The organism is Gracilimonas sp., from assembly GCF_014762685.1.
GTDB lineage: Bacteria > Bacteroidota > Rhodothermia > Balneolales > Balneolaceae > Gracilimonas.
In genome coordinates this window covers 293,812-311,132 of the sequence record NZ_JABURM010000005.1, presented here as the reverse complement: position 1 = coordinate 311,132, position 17,321 = coordinate 293,812, and the positions used below count along the sequence as shown (strand labels likewise).

At 41.8% G+C, this 17,321-nt stretch carries 13 protein-coding genes and 1 riboswitch; of the genes, 7 read left to right on the top strand and 6 right to left on the bottom strand.

All coding sequences use genetic code 11. The annotated features are described in order from the left end of the window. Window positions 1-34: 34 nt before the first annotated feature. The 4 genes from HUJ22_RS01540 to HUJ22_RS01525 all read left to right on the top strand — a co-directional run bounded on the left by HUJ22_RS01540 (window position 35) and on the right by HUJ22_RS01525 (window position 2,689). On the top strand, window positions 35-1,195 hold the full coding sequence (locus tag HUJ22_RS01540; protein WP_290872738.1) for a cysteine desulfurase family protein: 1,161 nt from the start codon (window positions 35-37) through the stop codon (window positions 1,193-1,195). Continuing rightward, window positions 1,192-1,746, top strand: a complete 555-nt coding sequence (locus HUJ22_RS01535) for a TIGR00730 family Rossman fold protein (RefSeq protein ID WP_290872735.1) — start codon at window positions 1,192-1,194, stop codon at window positions 1,744-1,746. Before HUJ22_RS01540 ends, HUJ22_RS01535 begins: the two co-directional genes overlap by 4 nt. A gap of 43 nt (window positions 1,747-1,789) precedes the next feature. Further along, complete coding sequence (locus HUJ22_RS01530; protein WP_290872732.1) at window positions 1,790-2,143, top strand: DUF1499 domain-containing protein; 354 nt, start codon at window positions 1,790-1,792, stop codon at window positions 2,141-2,143. A gap of 105 nt (window positions 2,144-2,248) precedes the next feature. After that, window positions 2,249-2,689, top strand: a complete 441-nt coding sequence (locus tag HUJ22_RS01525; protein ID WP_290872730.1) for a cytochrome B — start codon at window positions 2,249-2,251, stop codon at window positions 2,687-2,689. Window positions 2,690-2,799: 110 nt separating this feature from the next. On the opposite strand, the gene HUJ22_RS01520 is transcribed toward HUJ22_RS01525, so the two are convergent. Next, window positions 2,800-4,566 carry a sodium:solute symporter family protein gene (locus HUJ22_RS01520; protein WP_290872727.1) on the bottom strand — a complete coding sequence of 589 codons (1,767 nt, stop codon included), beginning with the start codon at window positions 4,564-4,566 and terminating at the stop codon, window positions 2,800-2,802. A 2-nt stretch (window positions 4,567-4,568) separates the two neighbouring features. After that, window positions 4,569-4,826, bottom strand: a complete 258-nt coding sequence (locus HUJ22_RS01515) for a DUF4212 domain-containing protein (protein WP_366870994.1) — start codon at window positions 4,824-4,826, stop codon at window positions 4,569-4,571. 191 nt (window positions 4,827-5,017) lie between these two features. On the opposite strand from HUJ22_RS01515, the gene HUJ22_RS01510 reads away from it, so the two are divergent. Beyond that, a complete protein-coding gene (locus tag HUJ22_RS01510; RefSeq protein ID WP_290872722.1) occupies window positions 5,018-5,902 on the top strand; it encodes an aldo/keto reductase in 885 nt (294 codons plus the stop codon). A 67-nt stretch (window positions 5,903-5,969) separates the two neighbouring features. Further along, entirely contained in the window at window positions 5,970-7,121 is a 1,152-nt protein-coding gene (locus HUJ22_RS01505) for a ribonuclease D (protein ID WP_290872720.1), read from the top strand. A gap of 10 nt (window positions 7,122-7,131) precedes the next feature. Here the strand turns inward: HUJ22_RS01505 and HUJ22_RS01500 are convergent, their stop codons facing one another. From HUJ22_RS01500 to HUJ22_RS01485, 4 genes are all read right to left on the bottom strand, one after another. Next, window positions 7,132-8,118, bottom strand: coding sequence for a cation diffusion facilitator family transporter (locus HUJ22_RS01500; RefSeq protein WP_290872717.1), 987 nt, complete (start codon window positions 8,116-8,118; stop codon window positions 7,132-7,134). A gap of 39 nt (window positions 8,119-8,157) precedes the next feature. After that, complete coding sequence (locus HUJ22_RS01495) at window positions 8,158-8,775, bottom strand: inorganic pyrophosphatase (protein WP_290872714.1); 618 nt, start codon at window positions 8,773-8,775, stop codon at window positions 8,158-8,160. A gap of 346 nt (window positions 8,776-9,121) precedes the next feature. Next, window positions 9,122-12,775, bottom strand: a complete 3,654-nt coding sequence (locus tag HUJ22_RS01490; RefSeq protein WP_290872711.1) for a vitamin B12-dependent ribonucleotide reductase — start codon at window positions 12,773-12,775, stop codon at window positions 9,122-9,124. 498 nt (window positions 12,776-13,273) lie between these two features. Further along, window positions 13,274-15,130 (bottom strand): TonB-dependent receptor, encoded by a 1,857-nt coding sequence (locus HUJ22_RS01485; RefSeq protein WP_290872709.1) that lies wholly within the window; start codon window positions 15,128-15,130, stop codon window positions 13,274-13,276. Window positions 15,131-15,296: 166 nt separating this feature from the next. Next, window positions 15,297-15,510: riboswitch (cobalamin riboswitch) on the bottom strand. 372 nt (window positions 15,511-15,882) lie between these two features. On the opposite strand from HUJ22_RS01485, the gene HUJ22_RS01480 reads away from it, so the two are divergent. Beyond that, window positions 15,883-17,316 (top strand): gas vesicle protein GvpD, encoded by a 1,434-nt coding sequence (locus tag HUJ22_RS01480; RefSeq protein ID WP_290872706.1) that lies wholly within the window; start codon window positions 15,883-15,885, stop codon window positions 17,314-17,316. The last annotated feature ends 5 nt before the right edge of the window (window positions 17,317-17,321 follow it).

Here is a 17,321-nt window from a genome sequence, read left to right as displayed (position 1 = left end):
TTAACTGAAAAAATTAACCAATCTATCTTATTTCATGCGAACGGTTTACTTAGATCATGCCGCAACCACTCCTTTAGATGAACGTGTTCTGGAAGCAATGCTTCCTTACCTGAAGGATAACTACGGAAATGCCAACTCTCCTCATCACCTGGGACAAAAGTCTAAGGTGGTAGTAGAAGATGCCCGCGAAAAAGTAGCTAACCTGATTGGAGCCGAGCCATCGGAAATTGTTTTTACAAGTGGCGGCACGGAAAGTGATAACGCAGTCATTAAAGGAGTTTTAGCTGTTTCGGGAGATAAGAATGAAGTTATTACCTCTGAACTGGAACACCATGCCGTACTGCACACTGTTGAGCTTGCAAAAATGAATGGGATTAAACCAGTTTTTGCCAAAGCTAAAAATTGCGGAACTATTACAGCCGACGCCGTTAAGGAAGTGATTACGGATAAAACTGCTTTGGTCACTGTGATGCACGTCAATAACGAAATAGGGACCATTAATCCGCTAAAAGAAATAGCGGAAGTATGTCACGAACATGGGGTTCCATTTCATTCAGATACCGTTCAAAGCCTGGGTAAGCTACCTGTTGACGTAAAAAAATTAGGTATTGATTTCTTAAGTGGAAGTGCTCATAAAATATACGGCCCCAAAGGAACCGGAATCATGTATGTGAAGAATGGGTCTCGCTGGATTCCCTGGGTGAATGGCGGTTCACAGGAACGCCGCCGCCGGGGGGGAACATTAAATGTTCCCGGAATTGTAGGATTTGCCAAAGCACTTGAGTTAGCTGTTTCAGAAATGGATGAACATCAAAAACATTTCGAGAAATTACGGTCTCTCCTGCTGGAATTGATGGACGAAAAACTGAATTTCAATTACACCGTTAACGGCCCTAAAGACAAGGGGGTACCACACATCGTAAATCTTTCTTTCAGTGACGAGCAAGGCCATTATATTGATGGAGAGATGCTGTTGCTGAACTTGGATATTGAAGGCATTTGTGTTTCCAATGGCTCAGCGTGCACATCCGGTGCGGTTGAGCCTTCTCATGTTTTAAATGGCATTGGAATGGAAGAAGGCCTTGCCAAGTCAAGCATTCGAATCAGCTTTGGTAAGCAGAATACCGAAGAGGACGTCCAATACTTCGTTGACAAACTGGATGCTGTCCTGAACCGAATGTTTTCTCTGGCATGAAAAAACATATCTGTGTGTATTGCGGCTCACGAAAAGGCAACTATCCTAAATTCCCTGAATTAGCTAAACAAGCCGGACGGGAAATTGCCCGCAGGGACTGGGGGATTGTCTATGGCGGCGGAAGAGTAGGGATCATGGGGGAAATTGCAAATGCGGCCCTAACCGAGGGTGGAGATGTTATTGGAGTGATCCCAACCCAACTTAAAGATCGTGAAGTCGCCCACAAAGGCCTGACCGATCTCCACGAAACACAGGATATGCATACCCGAAAAGCACTCATGGAGTCTTTATCGGACGCCTTTCTGGTTCTTCCCGGTGGATTTGGAACCCTGGATGAATTTTTTGAGATCTTAACCTGGCGACAGCTTGGAATTCACAATAAACCCATATTTTTAATAAATGTGGACGGTTACTTTGACGGGCTTTTGCAGTATACCAATAATGCCGTGAAGCACGATTTCATCCATAAAGAAAGCCTCTCTTTATTCCATGTTTGTAAAGATCTGGATTCTTTTTTGCAACAGCTGGAACGATTTTTTGAACTGAGTTGATTTAGTTCGCCACAGGATCACCAAAATACCTGAGGGATATTAAATGGCTTCAAAGAAACAAAATCATCCGCTTCCTCCCTGCCCTTCCACCCCAAATTGTGTAAGAGTTTCCAAGGATTTTAAAGCCGGGATAGAACAAGTCTATGAACGACTATTATATATTTTTGAAAAGGAAGCTCATAAATTCGAAGTCATTGATGCCAAACGCATAGAGCTTCATGCCGTATATCGCATTCCGTTTTTGGGTTTTAAGGATGATGTAGATGTGATTATGGAAGAATCAAACACTAAAACTGTAGTTTATATTCGCAGTGCGAGCCGGGTTGGGACCTATGATCTTGGTGTTAACAATCGAAGGGTGCGGTGGATTTTGAAGAAGATTGCTAATCAGCTTTGACTTATAAAGCGTTCTGGCTCTGTCAGAAACAAGTACGAAAATAAGATTAAGAATTAATTCTTCGCTATATTCGAAGCATAATTTTAAAATAAAGCAGATAAGCATATGTATACCGGTTTATTACACGCACACTCAGGTCTCCGATGGATTGTATTGGTTTTAATAGTATGGGCTTTATATAAGTCTATTTCAGGCTGGGCCGGAAATAAAGAATATCAAAAATCGGATCGGCTATCTGCCTTACTCGCAATGATTTTCACACATATTCAACTTCTCATAGGGCTTGTACTTTATTTTATCAGTCCCAATGTTTCTTTTCAGGAAGGCGTTATGGAAAGCTCCTTATTACGTTTCTTCACCGTTGAGCATTTAGCTATGATGATTATCTCCATCGCGCTTATAACCATTGGATTCAGTACCGCAAAACGAGCCACTGAAGCTGTTCAAAAACATAAGAAAGTAGCTATTTACTACGGGATCGGGCTTCTGATCATGATTGCTGCTATTCCATGGCCCTTCCGGGGATTGGGTACTGGCTGGTTTTAAGATTTAGATCACACAACTTGATTTAAGTCATTCCTGCGGAGGCAGGAATCTCATTGTCAGATTAAATAAACAACGAGATTTCAGGCATTCGCCACAAAATGATCATCATATTATTTAGGGTACCTGATACTCTCCACCATTTCCTGAACATCTTCAGGAGGTTCCGGGAAAATCATTCCTACTGCGAATGAAACCACTAAGTTGAGGATCATTCCCAATGTTCCTATTCCCTCCGGAGAAATTCCAAACCACCAATATTCAGGAGAATTCACTTCGGGGAAGGCGATCTTAAAGAAGACCACATAGCCAAGCGTAAACAGTAACCCTGCGATCATTCCCGCAATAGCTCCCTGTCGATTCATTTTCTTGTAAAAGATCCCTAAAATAATAGCGGGGAAGAATGAAGCCGCAGCAAGACCGAATGCAATAGCCACTACTTCGGCCACAAAACCCGGGGGATTGATACCAAAATATCCCGCCACAACAACTGCCCCCGCTGCAGAGATACGGGCCCACATGAGTTCAGCTTTATCCGAAATATCCGTTTTGATCTGCTTTTTGATAAGATCATGAGATACTGCCGTTGAGATCACCAATAGCAGTCCTGCAGCAGTTGAAAGGGCCGCAGCAAGTCCTCCGGCGGCTACCAATCCGGCAACCCAGGCAGGTAAATTCGCGATCTCGGGATTTGCCAGAACCATGATATCCCTGTCCACATACAGCTCGTTAGGTCCTTCAGCCGGAGCATTATTTACTTTTACTTCTCCGAAATTCCCTCGCACAATTTCACCCTCAGCATTCCGCTGAATATCGGGCAGACCGCTAATGGCAGAGCCCGGAGCGTAAGTGATTATACCATCTTCATTTTTATCTACCCAGGTTAGCAATCCCGTTTCTTCCCAGGTACTAAACCATTCAGGCATTTCGGTGTACTCTTCCTCATTTACCGTTTCCATTAGATTATATTTGGCAAAGGCAGCAATGGAAGGTGCAGTTGTATAAAGGATCGCAATAAAGATCAGCGCGTATCCTACCGAGATACGGGCATCTTTAACTTTGGGAACCGTAAAGAAGCGGACGATAACGTGGGGAAGACCGGCTGTTCCGATCATCAACGCTGCGGTAATAAAAAAGACATCCTGCATGCTTTTGGTTCCGCTGGTATAAGCCGCGAAACCAAGCTCGGTATGAAGCTCATCCAGCTTTTCTAAAAGGTATTGTCCGGAACCATCCGTCAGGGTTGATCCGAAACCAAGCTGTGGAATAGGATTTCCTGTCAGCTGAAATGAGATGAAAAAGGCCGGCACCATAAAGGCAAAGATCAGCACACAGTACTGAGCAACCTGCGTATAGGTGATCCCTTTCATCCCTCCTAACACCGCATAGAAAAACACAATCGCCATCCCGATGAGGACACCAATATCGATATTCACTTCCAGAAATTTGGAGAATACGAGTCCAACTCCGCGCATTTGTCCCGCTACATAGGTGAACGAAACGATCAGCGCACAGATAACTGCAATGGTGCGGGCAAAGTTGGAATAGTATCGGTCTCCGATAAAATCAGGTATGGTAAACTTGCCGAATTTTCGGAGATACGGAGCAAGCAAAAGTGCCAGTAAAACGTATCCGCCTGTCCAGCCCATGAGGTAAACTGAACCGTCATAGCCCATAAATGAAATGAGTCCCGCCATGGAAAGAAATGAGGCGGCGGACATCCAGTCAGCTGCAGTAGCCATGCCATTGGTAATAGGATTGACGTGAGCGCCGGCAATGTAAAAGTCACTGGTTGAAGCTGCTTTTGCCCAGATCGCAATACCAATGTACAGTGCGAAAGTAATGCCAACTAAAATATAGGTCCATACTTGAACATCCATGATCAATCCTCCTGCACTTTAAATTCCCGATCCAGTTTGTTCATCAAATAGACATACGCAAAGATGAGAACGACAAAAGTATAGATGGCTCCTTGTTGTGCAAACCAGAATCCCAGCTTGAATCCACCCACTTGAATTTCATTGAGCACAGGTGCGAGCAATATCCCAAACCCATATGAAACCGTAAACCAGATACTCAATAAAATTCCAAGGTATTTAAGATTCTTTTTCCAATAACCTTTTAAATCCCGTTCCAACATTTTTGTAACCTCCATAGTTTTTATAACGGCTTAGTATCAGGTATTTGAAGGAATGAATCAAATTGAGATGTTGAAATGTTAATTCAGAAGGCCCGGAACTCCTGCAGCTTTCTCCAATGAATTTTATTAAAGGAATCATTCGCCGAACCAAGTGATTATATTAATGAATTGAACATCAGCAATGGAGCCTTATGAACTATAACCAACTTGGAACATCAGATCTTAACATCAGTGAAATCAGCTTTGGCTGCATGTCGTTAGAGATTGAAAAAGGTCAAAATTCGATTTCTCCTTTGCTTCGTAAAGCCTATGAATCCGGTATTAATTTCTTTGATACAGCCAATTTATATGATCAGGGTTTGAATGAAGAGATAGTTGGGACTGCACTCAAACCTATCAGAGACAAAATACTGATTGCAACCAAGGTTGGAAATGTGTGGAGAGAAGATGGTGCAGGATGGGACTGGAACCCCACCAAAGAACACATTCTAACTGAAGTGAATGAAAGTCTGCGCAGACTCCAAACAGATTATATCGATTTGTATCAACTCCACGGCGGAACTATCGACGACCCGATTGATGATATTATTGAGGCTTTTGAGCAGTTAAAGAAGCAGGGAAAAATCAGGGCTTATGGTATTTCATCGATTCGTCCCAATGTAATCCGCGAGTATGCAAGCAGATCTGACATTGACAGTGTGATGATGCAATATAGCCTGCTGGACAGGCGACCGGAGGAAAGTTGTCTTCAATTACTTGATGAACAAAATATCAGTGTTATTACCCGCGGCACCCTTGCAAAAGGAATGTTAATTGATAAACCGGCACAAGAATATCTCGGATACTCCAAGAATGAAGTTAAAAAAATACAGTCGGCTGTCGAGAATACAGGACTAATTGCGACATCCATTCAATACGTGCTCAGCCATCCTGCTGTAGCTTCCGCTGTATTAGGAATTCGCACCGAGGATCAACTTAACGAGATCATTCAAAATTTTAAGCAGAGTGTAACCGGGAAATCGTTGAAAGAAATTTCAGATTTATTAGAACCGAATACTTATGAAAAACATCGGTGATTTAATGCTTACAAATCCAATTCAAACTTGATACCTTAATCCCCGAACATCCACTCCGAATTTCTTTATGACTATTCATACCATCACTGAACATGACGAGCTCAAAAAACTCGCTTCATCATTAGAAAAAAAATCAGAATTTGCCATAGATCTTGAGTTTGACCGAAACCGGTATCGCTATGGTTTTGATATGTGTCTCTTGCAAATTTATGATGGTGAAAGTTGTTATTTGGTGGATCCCCTCAGCAGAAATCTGGACATTAAAACCATCTTCCCTCCCATTGAAAGTAACCAAATCCAGAAAGTAGTTTTTGCTTTCGGAGAAGATTTGAGACTTTTTCACTCTTTAGGATGCTTCCCTAAAAACCTGTATGACCTGGATGCAGCTACCAGTCTGCTTAATTTCGAACCGGCTTCACTCACAAACCTGATCAAAGAAGTTTTAAATGTAGAGGTTAACAGCTCTTCCCAGCAAAGCAATTGGTACAAGCGTCCACTTACCGAAAACCAAAAACAGTATGCAGCTGATGATGTTTTATATTTGCTGGATTTTAAAAAAGAGCTTGAGCAAAAAGCCAAAAAAAGAGGTTTGCTTGAATGGATTGAACAGGAAAATGCGGTATTTAATCATCTGGATTACAGTAATGAAGACCACAATAACCTGATCAAAGATAAGGATAAAAATAACATGACCGTTTTTGAGTGGCATGTGTATCAGCAGCTCATGAAATTCTTTGACTCAGTGGCTCAAAAATATAATAAACCCGTATATCAGCTGGTGAATAAAAAGCTGGTGGAATCCATTGCTCAGAATCCTCAAAAGGCGAGTAGCTGGGAAAACACGAAAGGTATTTTCGGACAACTTAAGAATGAAAAATTCAAAACAGAGCTCAAGAATGTGCTCAATCAAAGTATTGAAGAAGCTGAACACAAGAACCTATCCAAATCCCGGAAAGCAAGTGATACAATGACCCGGGATGAATACCGGGAAATGCGCCGGCGACAGAGCCAAATCAATAACCTTAAAGATCAGCTTTTAAAACCTATCCAAAATAAAATAGCTGAAGAACTCGGAGCTCATGCCAAATCTTTTATTCTTCCCAACCGGCTTGCCAAAGAAATTGTGGCCGGTGAGGCCGAATTGGTTCCTGATTACAAAGTAGAACTATTGCGCAGGTATGCGAATGAATTGGATCTTGATTTGAGTGATTACATCTGACCTTACTACTCTATTCTATTCGGTGTTTTCCGTCTGAAGCTACATTTTCTACCGTCCAGATAATCTCTTTCTCAAAAGGATGCTGACGAACTTCGCAATTTTCCATTTGGCACAACCTGCATGAAAATTCCATGCAATAATCAGTATGAATAAACACCTCTATGCGATCTCCAAACTTCCGTGTGATAAGTGCTTCAATCTTATCCAGCTCGGCATGAGCTTCCTTTACAGTTAAATACCACGGTAACGTCAAATGACAATCCGTGTGCAGAGTACGGCCATATTTTATAATCCGAAGATTATGCAGATCTACCCATTTTGGATCTCGGTGTTTATGAAGATATGTAATCAAATCAGCCAGCAGCTGCTCATCTGACTCATCCATAATACCGGCTACCGCTTCCCTTAAAATTCGAAAGCCGGTTTGCATAATAAAAACTGCAAAAATAATGGCCACCGCTCCATCCAGCCATAAAATATGCGTAAACCGAATAAGTACTAACCCTGCAATAATACCTATAGTGGTGTAAGTATCCGTCTGAAGATGCCGGCCGCTGGCCTGAAGTGCCAATGATTCATTTCTCTTACCGGTTCGGTATGCCCACCACCCAAATCCATAGTTTATAACTGCAGAAATGGCTATTAGAATAATACCGGTATCAAGGCTCTGCAATGGAGCCGGATTAATAAAACTCTCAGCAGCTTCAAACACGATTAGCAGACCCGCAATGGTAATCAGTGTGCCTTCAATTCCTGCTGAAATAAATTCAACCTTCCCGTGCCCATAAGGATGATTTGCATCTTTTGGTTTTGCAGAAAGATATAAGCTGTATAGCCCGATAAAGCCACTTATGACATTTACAATGCTTTCAAGTCCATCGGTGAGAATGGCTACCGAATTTGTCAAATACCAGGCCGTGATTTTTATGACAAAGAGAACAACAGCTACGGTTACAATAAACCACTGAACCCGAATATTTTCTTTTGCCTTGTTCAAACGTTCGGAATTCGATGTTCCTTGTTCGATGTCCTCACCCTATTCACCAAACATTTCTTCATAATCTTTAATAGACGCTTCTATAACTTTATATGCATGTTCAGTATCGTAAATCCCCTCTACAAATACATCGTTAGTGTCTTTCCCGGGAATAAGCTTATAGGTGCCAAAGTAATGGCGCAGACGCTCTATAAGTACCGGCGGCAGGTCGTCCACACTCTTGATGTCTTTGTAATAGGTATCATTGTCCAGCACGGAAATAATTTTATCATCGGCTTCTCCCTGGTCCACCATATGCAAGCCGCCAATTACCCTAGCACTTAAAATTACCTCATTTCTGTCGATGGGACGTTCGCTCAATACACAAATATCCAACGGGTCCCCATCACCCTGAACTTCTTGTTTTGATAATTTTCCAACATGATCTCCGCAATATGTTCTTGGAATAAAGCCATATAATGACGGCGGCAAAGAAGAACTTCGCTGAGGGCGGTCAACCCGCATATACCCGGTTTTTTTATCTACTTCATATTTAATGGTATCAAACGGGGTGAGTTCGATAAAGGCGTTTACGGTTTGCGGAGGTTTGGAACCGACTTCCAGCCCATGCCAGGGATGTGGCCTCCACCGGAAAAAGGGATTGGGGAAATTTGCCATAATGGAAAAGTGTGAGTGGTTGAAAGTTCACCTCAAAGGTAAAAGTATTGGCGGAGAGATGCTTTGTTACATTGTATTTCGAACTCTTTAGTTCTTTTCAACTTTTTCTATTGGTATCTGAGATGATACCCTAACTAACTTTTCCAAAGTTAGTTAATATCCGAACTACCACTAATATCCCTGGCAACTTTGGAAAAGTTACCAGGGGATTCTTTTATAGAAAAAACCCTGACCGGTTACTCACCAATCAGGGTTTGTCCTGTTTTCCATGAGAAATTTTTCTTTAATGACCATCGCAGGGGCGTATCGCGATACGCCCCTGCTGGCGTTAAAGACTAAATTATGTTTACGAACAACCGGTAGTTGAACCACAGGTGATACACTTCATACACGTGCCGTTTCTCACCATGGTCATGCTTCCGCACTCGGGGCATGCTTCACCGGTATATCCCATTTGCTTGGCCTTGTCGTACTCACTTTCGTAGCTGTCAGATTTGCCAACAACCTGTTGTTGTGCTGCTTCCGTTGCAGTTTGACTGCTATCTACTGCGGCCGGTGCAGGCTCAGGTGTGGGTTCCGGAGATCTGGCTACCGTATTTGCAGAACTCTCAAATTCACTGCTATCCACATCGGGGTTGGCATCTTGAGTAGGACGTAAATTACGGGTTTCAATCTGATCTGCCGGCACATGTGCCAGGTCTTCCCTTCCGAGATACGTAACCGCCAGCTCGCGGAAAATGTAGTCGATAACGGAAGTACTCATTTTCACATGCGGGTTTCCGTTTACCATACCGCTCGGCTCGAACTTAGTGAACACAAAGGCATCCACAAATTCTTCCAGAGGCACACCATGCTGCAGTCCCAAAGAAATGGAAATAGCAAAGCAATTCAACAAGCTTCGGAAAGCGGCGCCTTCACGATGCATATCAATAAAGATTTCACCCAGCTGACCGTTTTCGTATTCACCGGTTCTCAGGTAAACACTTTGTCCGCCGATTTTTACTTTTTGAGTATAACCTTCGCGGCGGAATGGAAGTCGCTGACGACGGGCTACATATTTATGAATAATGCGCTCCGCTACTTCGAGGACTTTATCCTGTGCCATTGATGTTTCAGCATCAGCCGGAGCTTCTTCCTCTTCGTCAATTTCTTCCAGCACATCCGCCATTGAATTCAGCGGCTGACTGAGTTTAGAACCATCACGATACAGCGCATTTGCCTTCAGCATCATCTCCCAGGAATCCATGTAAGCATCTTTCATATCCTCAATGGAAGCTTCGTTTGGAAGGTTGATAGTTTTGGAAATTGCGCCGGATAAGAACGGCTGTGCTGCAGCCATCATACGAATATGACCTTTAGCTGAGATAAACCGGGTTCCGATTCGTCCGCAGCGGTTGGCACAATCAAATACCGGGTAATCTTCTTCTTTCAGATGCGGTGCACCTTCAACCGTCATGGTTCCACACACATAATCGTTAGCTTCCTGAATCTGCTCATTGCTGAATCCAAGGAATCGAAGCATATTAAAATTCATGTCATTAAGCTGCTCTTCAGAAATCTCGAGTACTTCTTTACAGAAGTCTTCACCGAGCGTCCACTGATTGAAGGCAAACTTAATGTCAAAACTTCCGGGCAGGGCTTCGTTGATGGCTTTTAATTTTGCACCCGTAAAGCCCATCTCTTTCAAGCTTTCTTCATTGATGTGGGGACAACCTTCCAGCGAACCCGCTCCTTTCGCATAATTGATAATCTCTTCAGATTCTTTTGCAGAATAACCGAGATTTTTCAATGCTTTTGGAACACACTGATTAATAATCTTAAAGTATCCGCCTCCGGCTAATTTCTTGAATTTAACCAAGGCGAAATCAGGCTCAATACCAGTCGTGTCACAATCCATTACCAAGCCAATAGTACCGGTTGGAGCAAGTACCGTTACCTGTGCATTTCGATAACCATGCTTCTCACCGAGCTTCACAGCCTTATCGGAAGCTTTCCTGGCAGCTTTCACCAAATAATCAGGACAAATAGAAGCATCGATTCCCATCGGCTTCACAGTCAATCCTTCATACTCTTCCGGATCAGCATTATACGCAGCACGTTTGTGGTTGCGCAGCACGCGTAACATATGTTCTTTGTTGCGCTCATAGCCTTCAAACGTACCAAGTTCTTTTGCCATTTCAGCACTGGTAGCATAGGAAGTCATATGCATGGTTGCGGTAACAGCTCCCGCCACAGCGGCTCCTTCTTCACTGTCATAAGGAAGGCCTTGTACCATTAATGCTGCACCGATATTAGCATAACCAAGTCCCAATGTGCGAAATACATAAGAAAGCTCGGCAATTTCCTTGGAAGGAAACTGAGCCATGAGTACAGAAATTTCGAGAACCACCGTCCAGATACGAGAGGCGTATTCCAACGACTCCATATCAAATTCTTTGTATTCACCGTCCCCTTTGAAATATTTCATCAAGTTAAGGGAAGCCAGGTTGCAAGCAGTGTTATCCAGGAACATGTATTCTGAACAAGGATTACTTGCTTTAATCGGCCCATCTTCGGGGCATGTATGCCATTCGTTGATGGTGTCATGGTACTGTGTTCCGGGATCGGCACACGACCATGCGGCATAGGCAATGTCATCCCACAGGTCACGGGCTTTCATGGTTTTCATCGGCTTTGGATCACGGCCTTCTTCTTCCGCATCTTCCAGCTCAACACGGCCATAAAGATGCCAGTCGCTATCTTCTTTCACCGCTTTCATAAATGAGTTAGGTACCCGAACGGAATTATTGGAATTTTGACCGCTTACCGTTGAATAAGCCTCCGAATTCCAGTCAGTATCGTAAGTGTCAAATTCCAGATCGGTAAACCCCTGTCCTGCCAGCTGAATTACACGCTCTATATAGTTAAGAGGTACTTGCTCTCTTTTAGCTTGCCGGATGGCATTCGCCAGTTCCTTGTTTTTGAGAGGATCACGGCTCATGGCACCGTTAAAAGTGCGGCCTTCAATTTCTACCGGCTTGTGGCAAAGCTGAATAATTTTTTTAAGATGCTTTTGTACGGATTTTGACCCGGCTACCAAAGCTGCTACTTTTTGTTCTTCCCGAACCTTCCAGTTGATATATTCTTCAATATCAGGATGGTCTAAATCGAGTGTAACCATTTTCGCGGCTCTTCGCGTAGTACCACCGGATTTTATAGCACCGGCTGCACGATCACCAATTTTTAAAAAGCTCATTAAACCGGAGCTTTTTCCGCCGCCGCTTAATGGCTCATTAGCCCCGCGAATTTGTGAGAAGTTACTTCCGGTTCCGGAGCCATATTTAAAGAGTCTCGCTTCACGAACCCAAAGATCCATGATACCACCTTCATTCACAAGATCATCATCCACACTTTGAATAAAGCAGGCGTGTGGCTGTGGGTGTGTGTAGGCGTCTTCTGATTTTTTCAGTTCACCTGTTTTACCGTCTACATAATAATGACCTTGCGCAGGTCCGTTAATTCCATATGCCCAATGCAGCCCCGTATTAAACCATTGCGGACTGTTAGGTGCAGCCATTTGATTCGCCAACATGTATGCTAACTCATCATAAAATACTTTTGCATCTTCTTCGCTATCAAAGTAGTCGTGTTTCCAACCCCAGTAAGTCCAACATCCCGCCAAACGATGAAAGACTTGTTTGCTATCTATCTCATGTGTAAAACGTTCTTCTTCATCCAGTTTTTTAAGCGCTTTTTCATCAGGCTCAGAACGCTGTAACCATTTGGGAACTCCCTTCTCAGAAATCTTTTTCAGTTTCGCCGGCACCCCTGCTTTGCGAAAATATTTTTGGGCGATTACATCTGTAGCTACCTGACTCCAGCTTTCAGGAACAACCACATTTTCCATATGGAATACCTGAGAACCGTCAGGGTTTTTAATTTCAGAGGTGCGGGTAGCAAATTCTATGTTATCAAATGGTGTTTTCCAGTCCGACTTAGTATAAAAGCGATTAAATTTCATTGGCGTACTTCGTTAGCGTTAATGTTCCTTTTTACCCTTCGTAGATGAGAGACAATTCTAACAATTTCCCGATACTTATCTCCTAAAGAAGTACGAATTAATATAGACGAGAGAGCAACACACAGCAAGAAAAAAATCCATTACTTTTCCACAAAATTGAATACTTATCCACATTGCAATTCTCTCATTTTATAAAGTATCGTAATCTTATAATTATTATTGAATATAATATTATATATTTTCTCACCCATTTTATTCCAGTTATAAAAAAAGCCTTCTAAATAACTTAAAAGGCTTTTTTACATCCATATCTATCATTTTTAACGGATGAGTTATCCACACCGATAAAAATATTCAAATTTTTATGGCAAATATTTTAAATGAATTTTTACTTCATCAAAAAATAATTTTTCATATTTATATTTGAATAAATTAAATAATATTTAACGGTCAGTATATAATATTTAATATTTATAGCTTTATGAGGCATGAATGGGTTCAGTAAGAAAACTTCACACCGGCTTTAAAGTGTGCCCCCGGGGTATTGAAGCCATAAACTTCTGTATAATTTACATCAAGAAGGTTATTAGCCGAAGCAAATACAGTCATCCTTCCATCCGAGAATTGATACTGTACAGTAGCATCAATCAAGACATAGTTATCTAACTCTACTTCTTCATTGCTAAAGGTGTTGGGATTATAAAACAGGTCGCTCCTTTCTCCCACAAACTGACTTCTTAAATTCAAAAACAGGTTTTCATTTATAGTCTGATTTATTGTCGCGCCGAATTGGTGATCGGGACGGCGAATAAGGTTGTCAATTTCCTCACCGTTTTGGGTAATGGCTCCATCGAGATAATTATAAAATAACTCAACTTGGGTAGTGGGTAACCTGTACTGCGTCGATACCTCTATCCCTGAATCATTCTGTTCGTTAACATTTATATATCCCGAATTCATATCATAAGATATCAGGTCTTCAATATTTCGGATAAAGTAAATAACACTTGCGCTCAGGCGAGCATCAGAAGATTGAAATTCAATGCCGGTATCAAAAGTAAGGCTTTGTTGAGGCTTTAAATCCGTATTCGCACCAAAGGGACCAAATAATTCATTCAGGGTCGGGGCTTTAAAACCGGAGCTTAGTGATGCCAATAACTTTATTTGATCATTCAAGTTATATACGGGAGCAATATTAAAAGTCCAGTTGGTTCCATATTCGGAATGGTTGTTAAGCCGCAGACCAAGCTCGCCATTCAATCCAAAACCCGACTCGAGATATGTAGTTACATAAGGACTTATAATCTGTGAGCCTTCATCAATATTATCCAGTTCAAAGTTCAGGCTTTGAATGTTAAAGCCGGCTAAAAACCGAACTTGCTCAAATTTGTTATAGGTAGCATACAAATCAGAATTAAACAGTGAGGCTTCCGGATTGAACACTCCGAAGCTATCCGTAAATTTACGTTCAGTTTGAGTGAATGTAGCCGCCTCATGAATTTCTAAATGGCCGGTTTCATAACGCAAGCGAGCCCCGGTATTTAACAAATGAGCTTCATACCTGTTGTCTCCATCTGCAAATGCCCCGTCATCATAGTCACCGTCATAATCCGAGTAATTCAGAAATGGCGTAATGGTTAACCCGTCCAATGGCGTTACCGAAAGTTGTGTATTTACTGCCTTTCTTTCAAAACCGTCTTTATTGAAATCAGTATTTTCATCAGGTTCAGCTTCCGAAATACCATCCGTAAATTCCCTGGAAAGATTTACCGAGTAACCTATCATCCCTGTTTTCCCATTTGCCCCCAACGAAAGTTCATTGGTATTAAAGGATCCATAAGCTGCCTTGCCGTTTAAATTAAAATCACCATCAGCCGGTTTCTTGGTGATGATATTTATAACCCCCGCAATCGCATCTGAGCCATACAGGGTACTCATGCTGCCTTTTACAATTTCAATACGTTCTACATTTTCCAGGGGCAACAAACGCAAATCAAAAGCCCCCCCTTCACCTGAGGGATCAGTTACCGGAAATCCGTCAATTAAAATAAGCGTGTATTGAGTAGAGGCCCCCCGGAGGTAAACTGATTTATCTTTACCCGGGCTTGATAATGCACCGTTTATCAGCACCCCATTTTGCTGATTTAAGAGTTCTGAAATTGAAGAGCCGGAGTAACGCTCAATTTCTTCCCTTCCGATGACAGTGACCGGTTTGGTTGTTTCACGTTCTGTGGTTGGCGTTTTAGAAGCTGTAATTACAACTTCCCCGAGATCAAGAGTGTCGGCTACCTGAGCAAAGCTCGTCTGAGAAACCGCCAGTAATACAATTAATGTTATAGTAAATAAAGACTTCATACATCTTCCGTTTTTAAGGTTTTGAATATAATTTGGCGGGTAAAACTTTTAAGTCCAAACAGATACAGTTTTTCCTGAGGCTAATAATTTAGCGCTGAAAAAACTTGATAAAATTTTGGGCTGTAAAGCATGGTTCTTAATCTGCACATCTTTTTACCCGAAAGAGGTGCAACGGTTAAATGATGGCAGGTCTCCTGGCTTTCCGTTGGCAGCGCCTTCCCGCTCAATTATATGAACAGTGGCAAAGGTGAGGCTGCAGGTCATCCGCCGGCAGGCGGATTCGGATTACAGTTGCGGGAACAGCTCTCGGTTTTCACGAGATTCCCTTTTAACTCCGGGCGTTTTTAAGTCTGCCCGAGACCATCATTAATTCGACTTAAAAGTAACCACATTATTTTATAATTCAAATGGAGAGTTCTCTATCCAAATAAATAAGTATCAAAACAGGATTAAAAATTTAAGGGAAAATACTTATTCCCGGGCAGCGTCAAAAGAATGTTAAACTCAAAACCTAAAATTCTCAACCTGAAACACATAGTTACCTTATCTCTTAAATAAGTATCAGTCACTCTTTAAACACCTACTTATCACATTTTGCAGAATTTAGTAGGTAAAAACACCTATATCAGGATTTAGGTGTTTTGTGCTATTTAGACTATAATCATAATTGTATAAGTTAATTGAGGAAATAAATAGTATCTGCTGTGCTTAAACTATTGATTTCTCAATAAATGCTTCAAATCCAAAAATCAATGAACATAGTGCAAAAAATCTCAACAGGAATAACGGGATTAGATGAAATTTTAGACGGTGGCCTTATTCCCAAACAATCTTATTTAATTCAAGGCGGACCCGGAACAGGTAAATCAACTATTGGATATCATTTTTTACAACAAGGTGTTAAGGAAAACGAATCTTCTCTTTACATATCTTTTGGGGAAAGTAATGAGCATGTAAAGGTTAATGCCGAAAAGCTGGGTATTAGTTTAGAGGGGGTTCACTTTCTGGATTTAAATCCTGATTTTGATGTAACCAAAGATTTTGAACCTTATTCGGTTTTCTCTCCTTCCGAAGTAGAAACCTCTTCCATTTTTAAGCCTATTGTAGAGGCGATTGATAAGTATAAGCCAAAACGGGTTTTTCTGGATTCTATCACCATGTTTCAGTTTCTGAATCAAGATCCCTTCCAAACACGAAATATGGCTCTTTCGTTTATAAAGTATATTTGTAAAAGTGGAGCAACCTTATTGATGACCTCTGAACTATCTGAAAAGTCAACAGAAAAAGAGGCTACTTTTTGGGTAGATGGCATTCTAACTGTAGAATTCACAGATTCCTGGCGTAAAATAAGTGTTGCTAAATATCGAGGTTCTGATTTCAGAAGCGGGTATCATGCCTTTAAAATAAATGGAAATGGTTTTGATATTTATCCCTCACTGAAACCAAGCCAGTATAGCCGGACGTTTTTCAGTGACCCGGTCTCCTCGGGTATCGATACTCTGGATCAAATGCTGCATGGCGGAATTGAACAAGGAACGACCTCTCTTGTCACAGGACCAAGTGGTGTTGGGAAAACAAACCTCTCCGTTCAGTTTATGAAAGAAGCGGCCAACCGAGGCGAACGCTCTGCCATTTATTCTTTTGAAGAGTCTAAGGAAGTTATCATCAGGCGTTCGGAGTCTATTAATGTTCCGGTCAGGAACATGCTTGATAAAGGTTTTTTGAAAATTGAATCCGTAGAACCCCTTTCTTACTCTCCTGATGAGTTTTCTAAAATGGTTCGTCAAGATGTTGAAGAGCATAATACCAAATTCGTTCTTATTGATTCTTTAGGCGGGTATGGAATGGCTGTACGTGAAGAAAATACCCTGGAGCGCCTGCACTCCCTGACGGTATATCTTCAAAATATGGGTGTTACCACTTTTCTCATTAACGAAACCCAAAGCATTACCGGGACGCTCGAAGCAACCAACATCCATGCCAGTTATTTAGCCGATAATATCATCTTCCTGCGATATTTAGAGCTGAACGGAGAACTCCATAAGGCTATTGGTATCCTGAAAAAGAGATTAAGTGATTTTGAGCGTTCAATTCGTGAATTCGATATCTCCAAAGACGGAATTATCGTTGGTAAAAAACTAACCGGCTTAAAAGGAATTTTAAGCGGAATACCCGAAATTTCATAATCAAT

Excerpts from the sequence above, each read along its gene's own strand:
- HUJ22_RS01540 (WP_290872738.1), top strand. The coding sequence starts at position 35 with ATGCGAACGGTTTACTTAGATCATGCCGCAACCACTCCTTTAGATGAA.
- HUJ22_RS01535 (WP_290872735.1), top strand. The coding sequence starts at position 1,192 with ATGAAAAAACATATCTGTGTGTATTGCGGCTCACGAAAAGGCAACTAT.
- HUJ22_RS01530 (WP_290872732.1), top strand. The coding sequence starts at position 1,790 with ATGGCTTCAAAGAAACAAAATCATCCGCTTCCTCCCTGCCCTTCCACC.
- HUJ22_RS01525 (WP_290872730.1), top strand. The coding sequence starts at position 2,249 with ATGTATACCGGTTTATTACACGCACACTCAGGTCTCCGATGGATTGTA.
- HUJ22_RS01520 (WP_290872727.1), bottom strand. The coding sequence starts at position 4,566 with ATGGATGTTCAAGTATGGACCTATATTTTAGTTGGCATTACTTTCGCA.
- HUJ22_RS01515 (WP_366870994.1), bottom strand. The coding sequence starts at position 4,826 with ATGTTGGAACGGGATTTAAAAGGTTATTGGAAAAAGAATCTTAAATAC.
- HUJ22_RS01510 (WP_290872722.1), top strand. The coding sequence starts at position 5,018 with ATGAACTATAACCAACTTGGAACATCAGATCTTAACATCAGTGAAATC.
- HUJ22_RS01505 (WP_290872720.1), top strand. The coding sequence starts at position 5,970 with ATGACTATTCATACCATCACTGAACATGACGAGCTCAAAAAACTCGCT.
- HUJ22_RS01495 (WP_290872714.1), bottom strand. The coding sequence starts at position 8,775 with ATGGCAAATTTCCCCAATCCCTTTTTCCGGTGGAGGCCACATCCCTGG.
- HUJ22_RS01490 (WP_290872711.1), bottom strand. The coding sequence starts at position 12,775 with ATGAAATTTAATCGCTTTTATACTAAGTCGGACTGGAAAACACCATTT.
- HUJ22_RS01485 (WP_290872709.1), bottom strand. The coding sequence starts at position 15,130 with ATGAAGTCTTTATTTACTATAACATTAATTGTATTACTGGCGGTTTCT.
- HUJ22_RS01480 (WP_290872706.1), top strand. The coding sequence starts at position 15,883 with ATGAACATAGTGCAAAAAATCTCAACAGGAATAACGGGATTAGATGAA.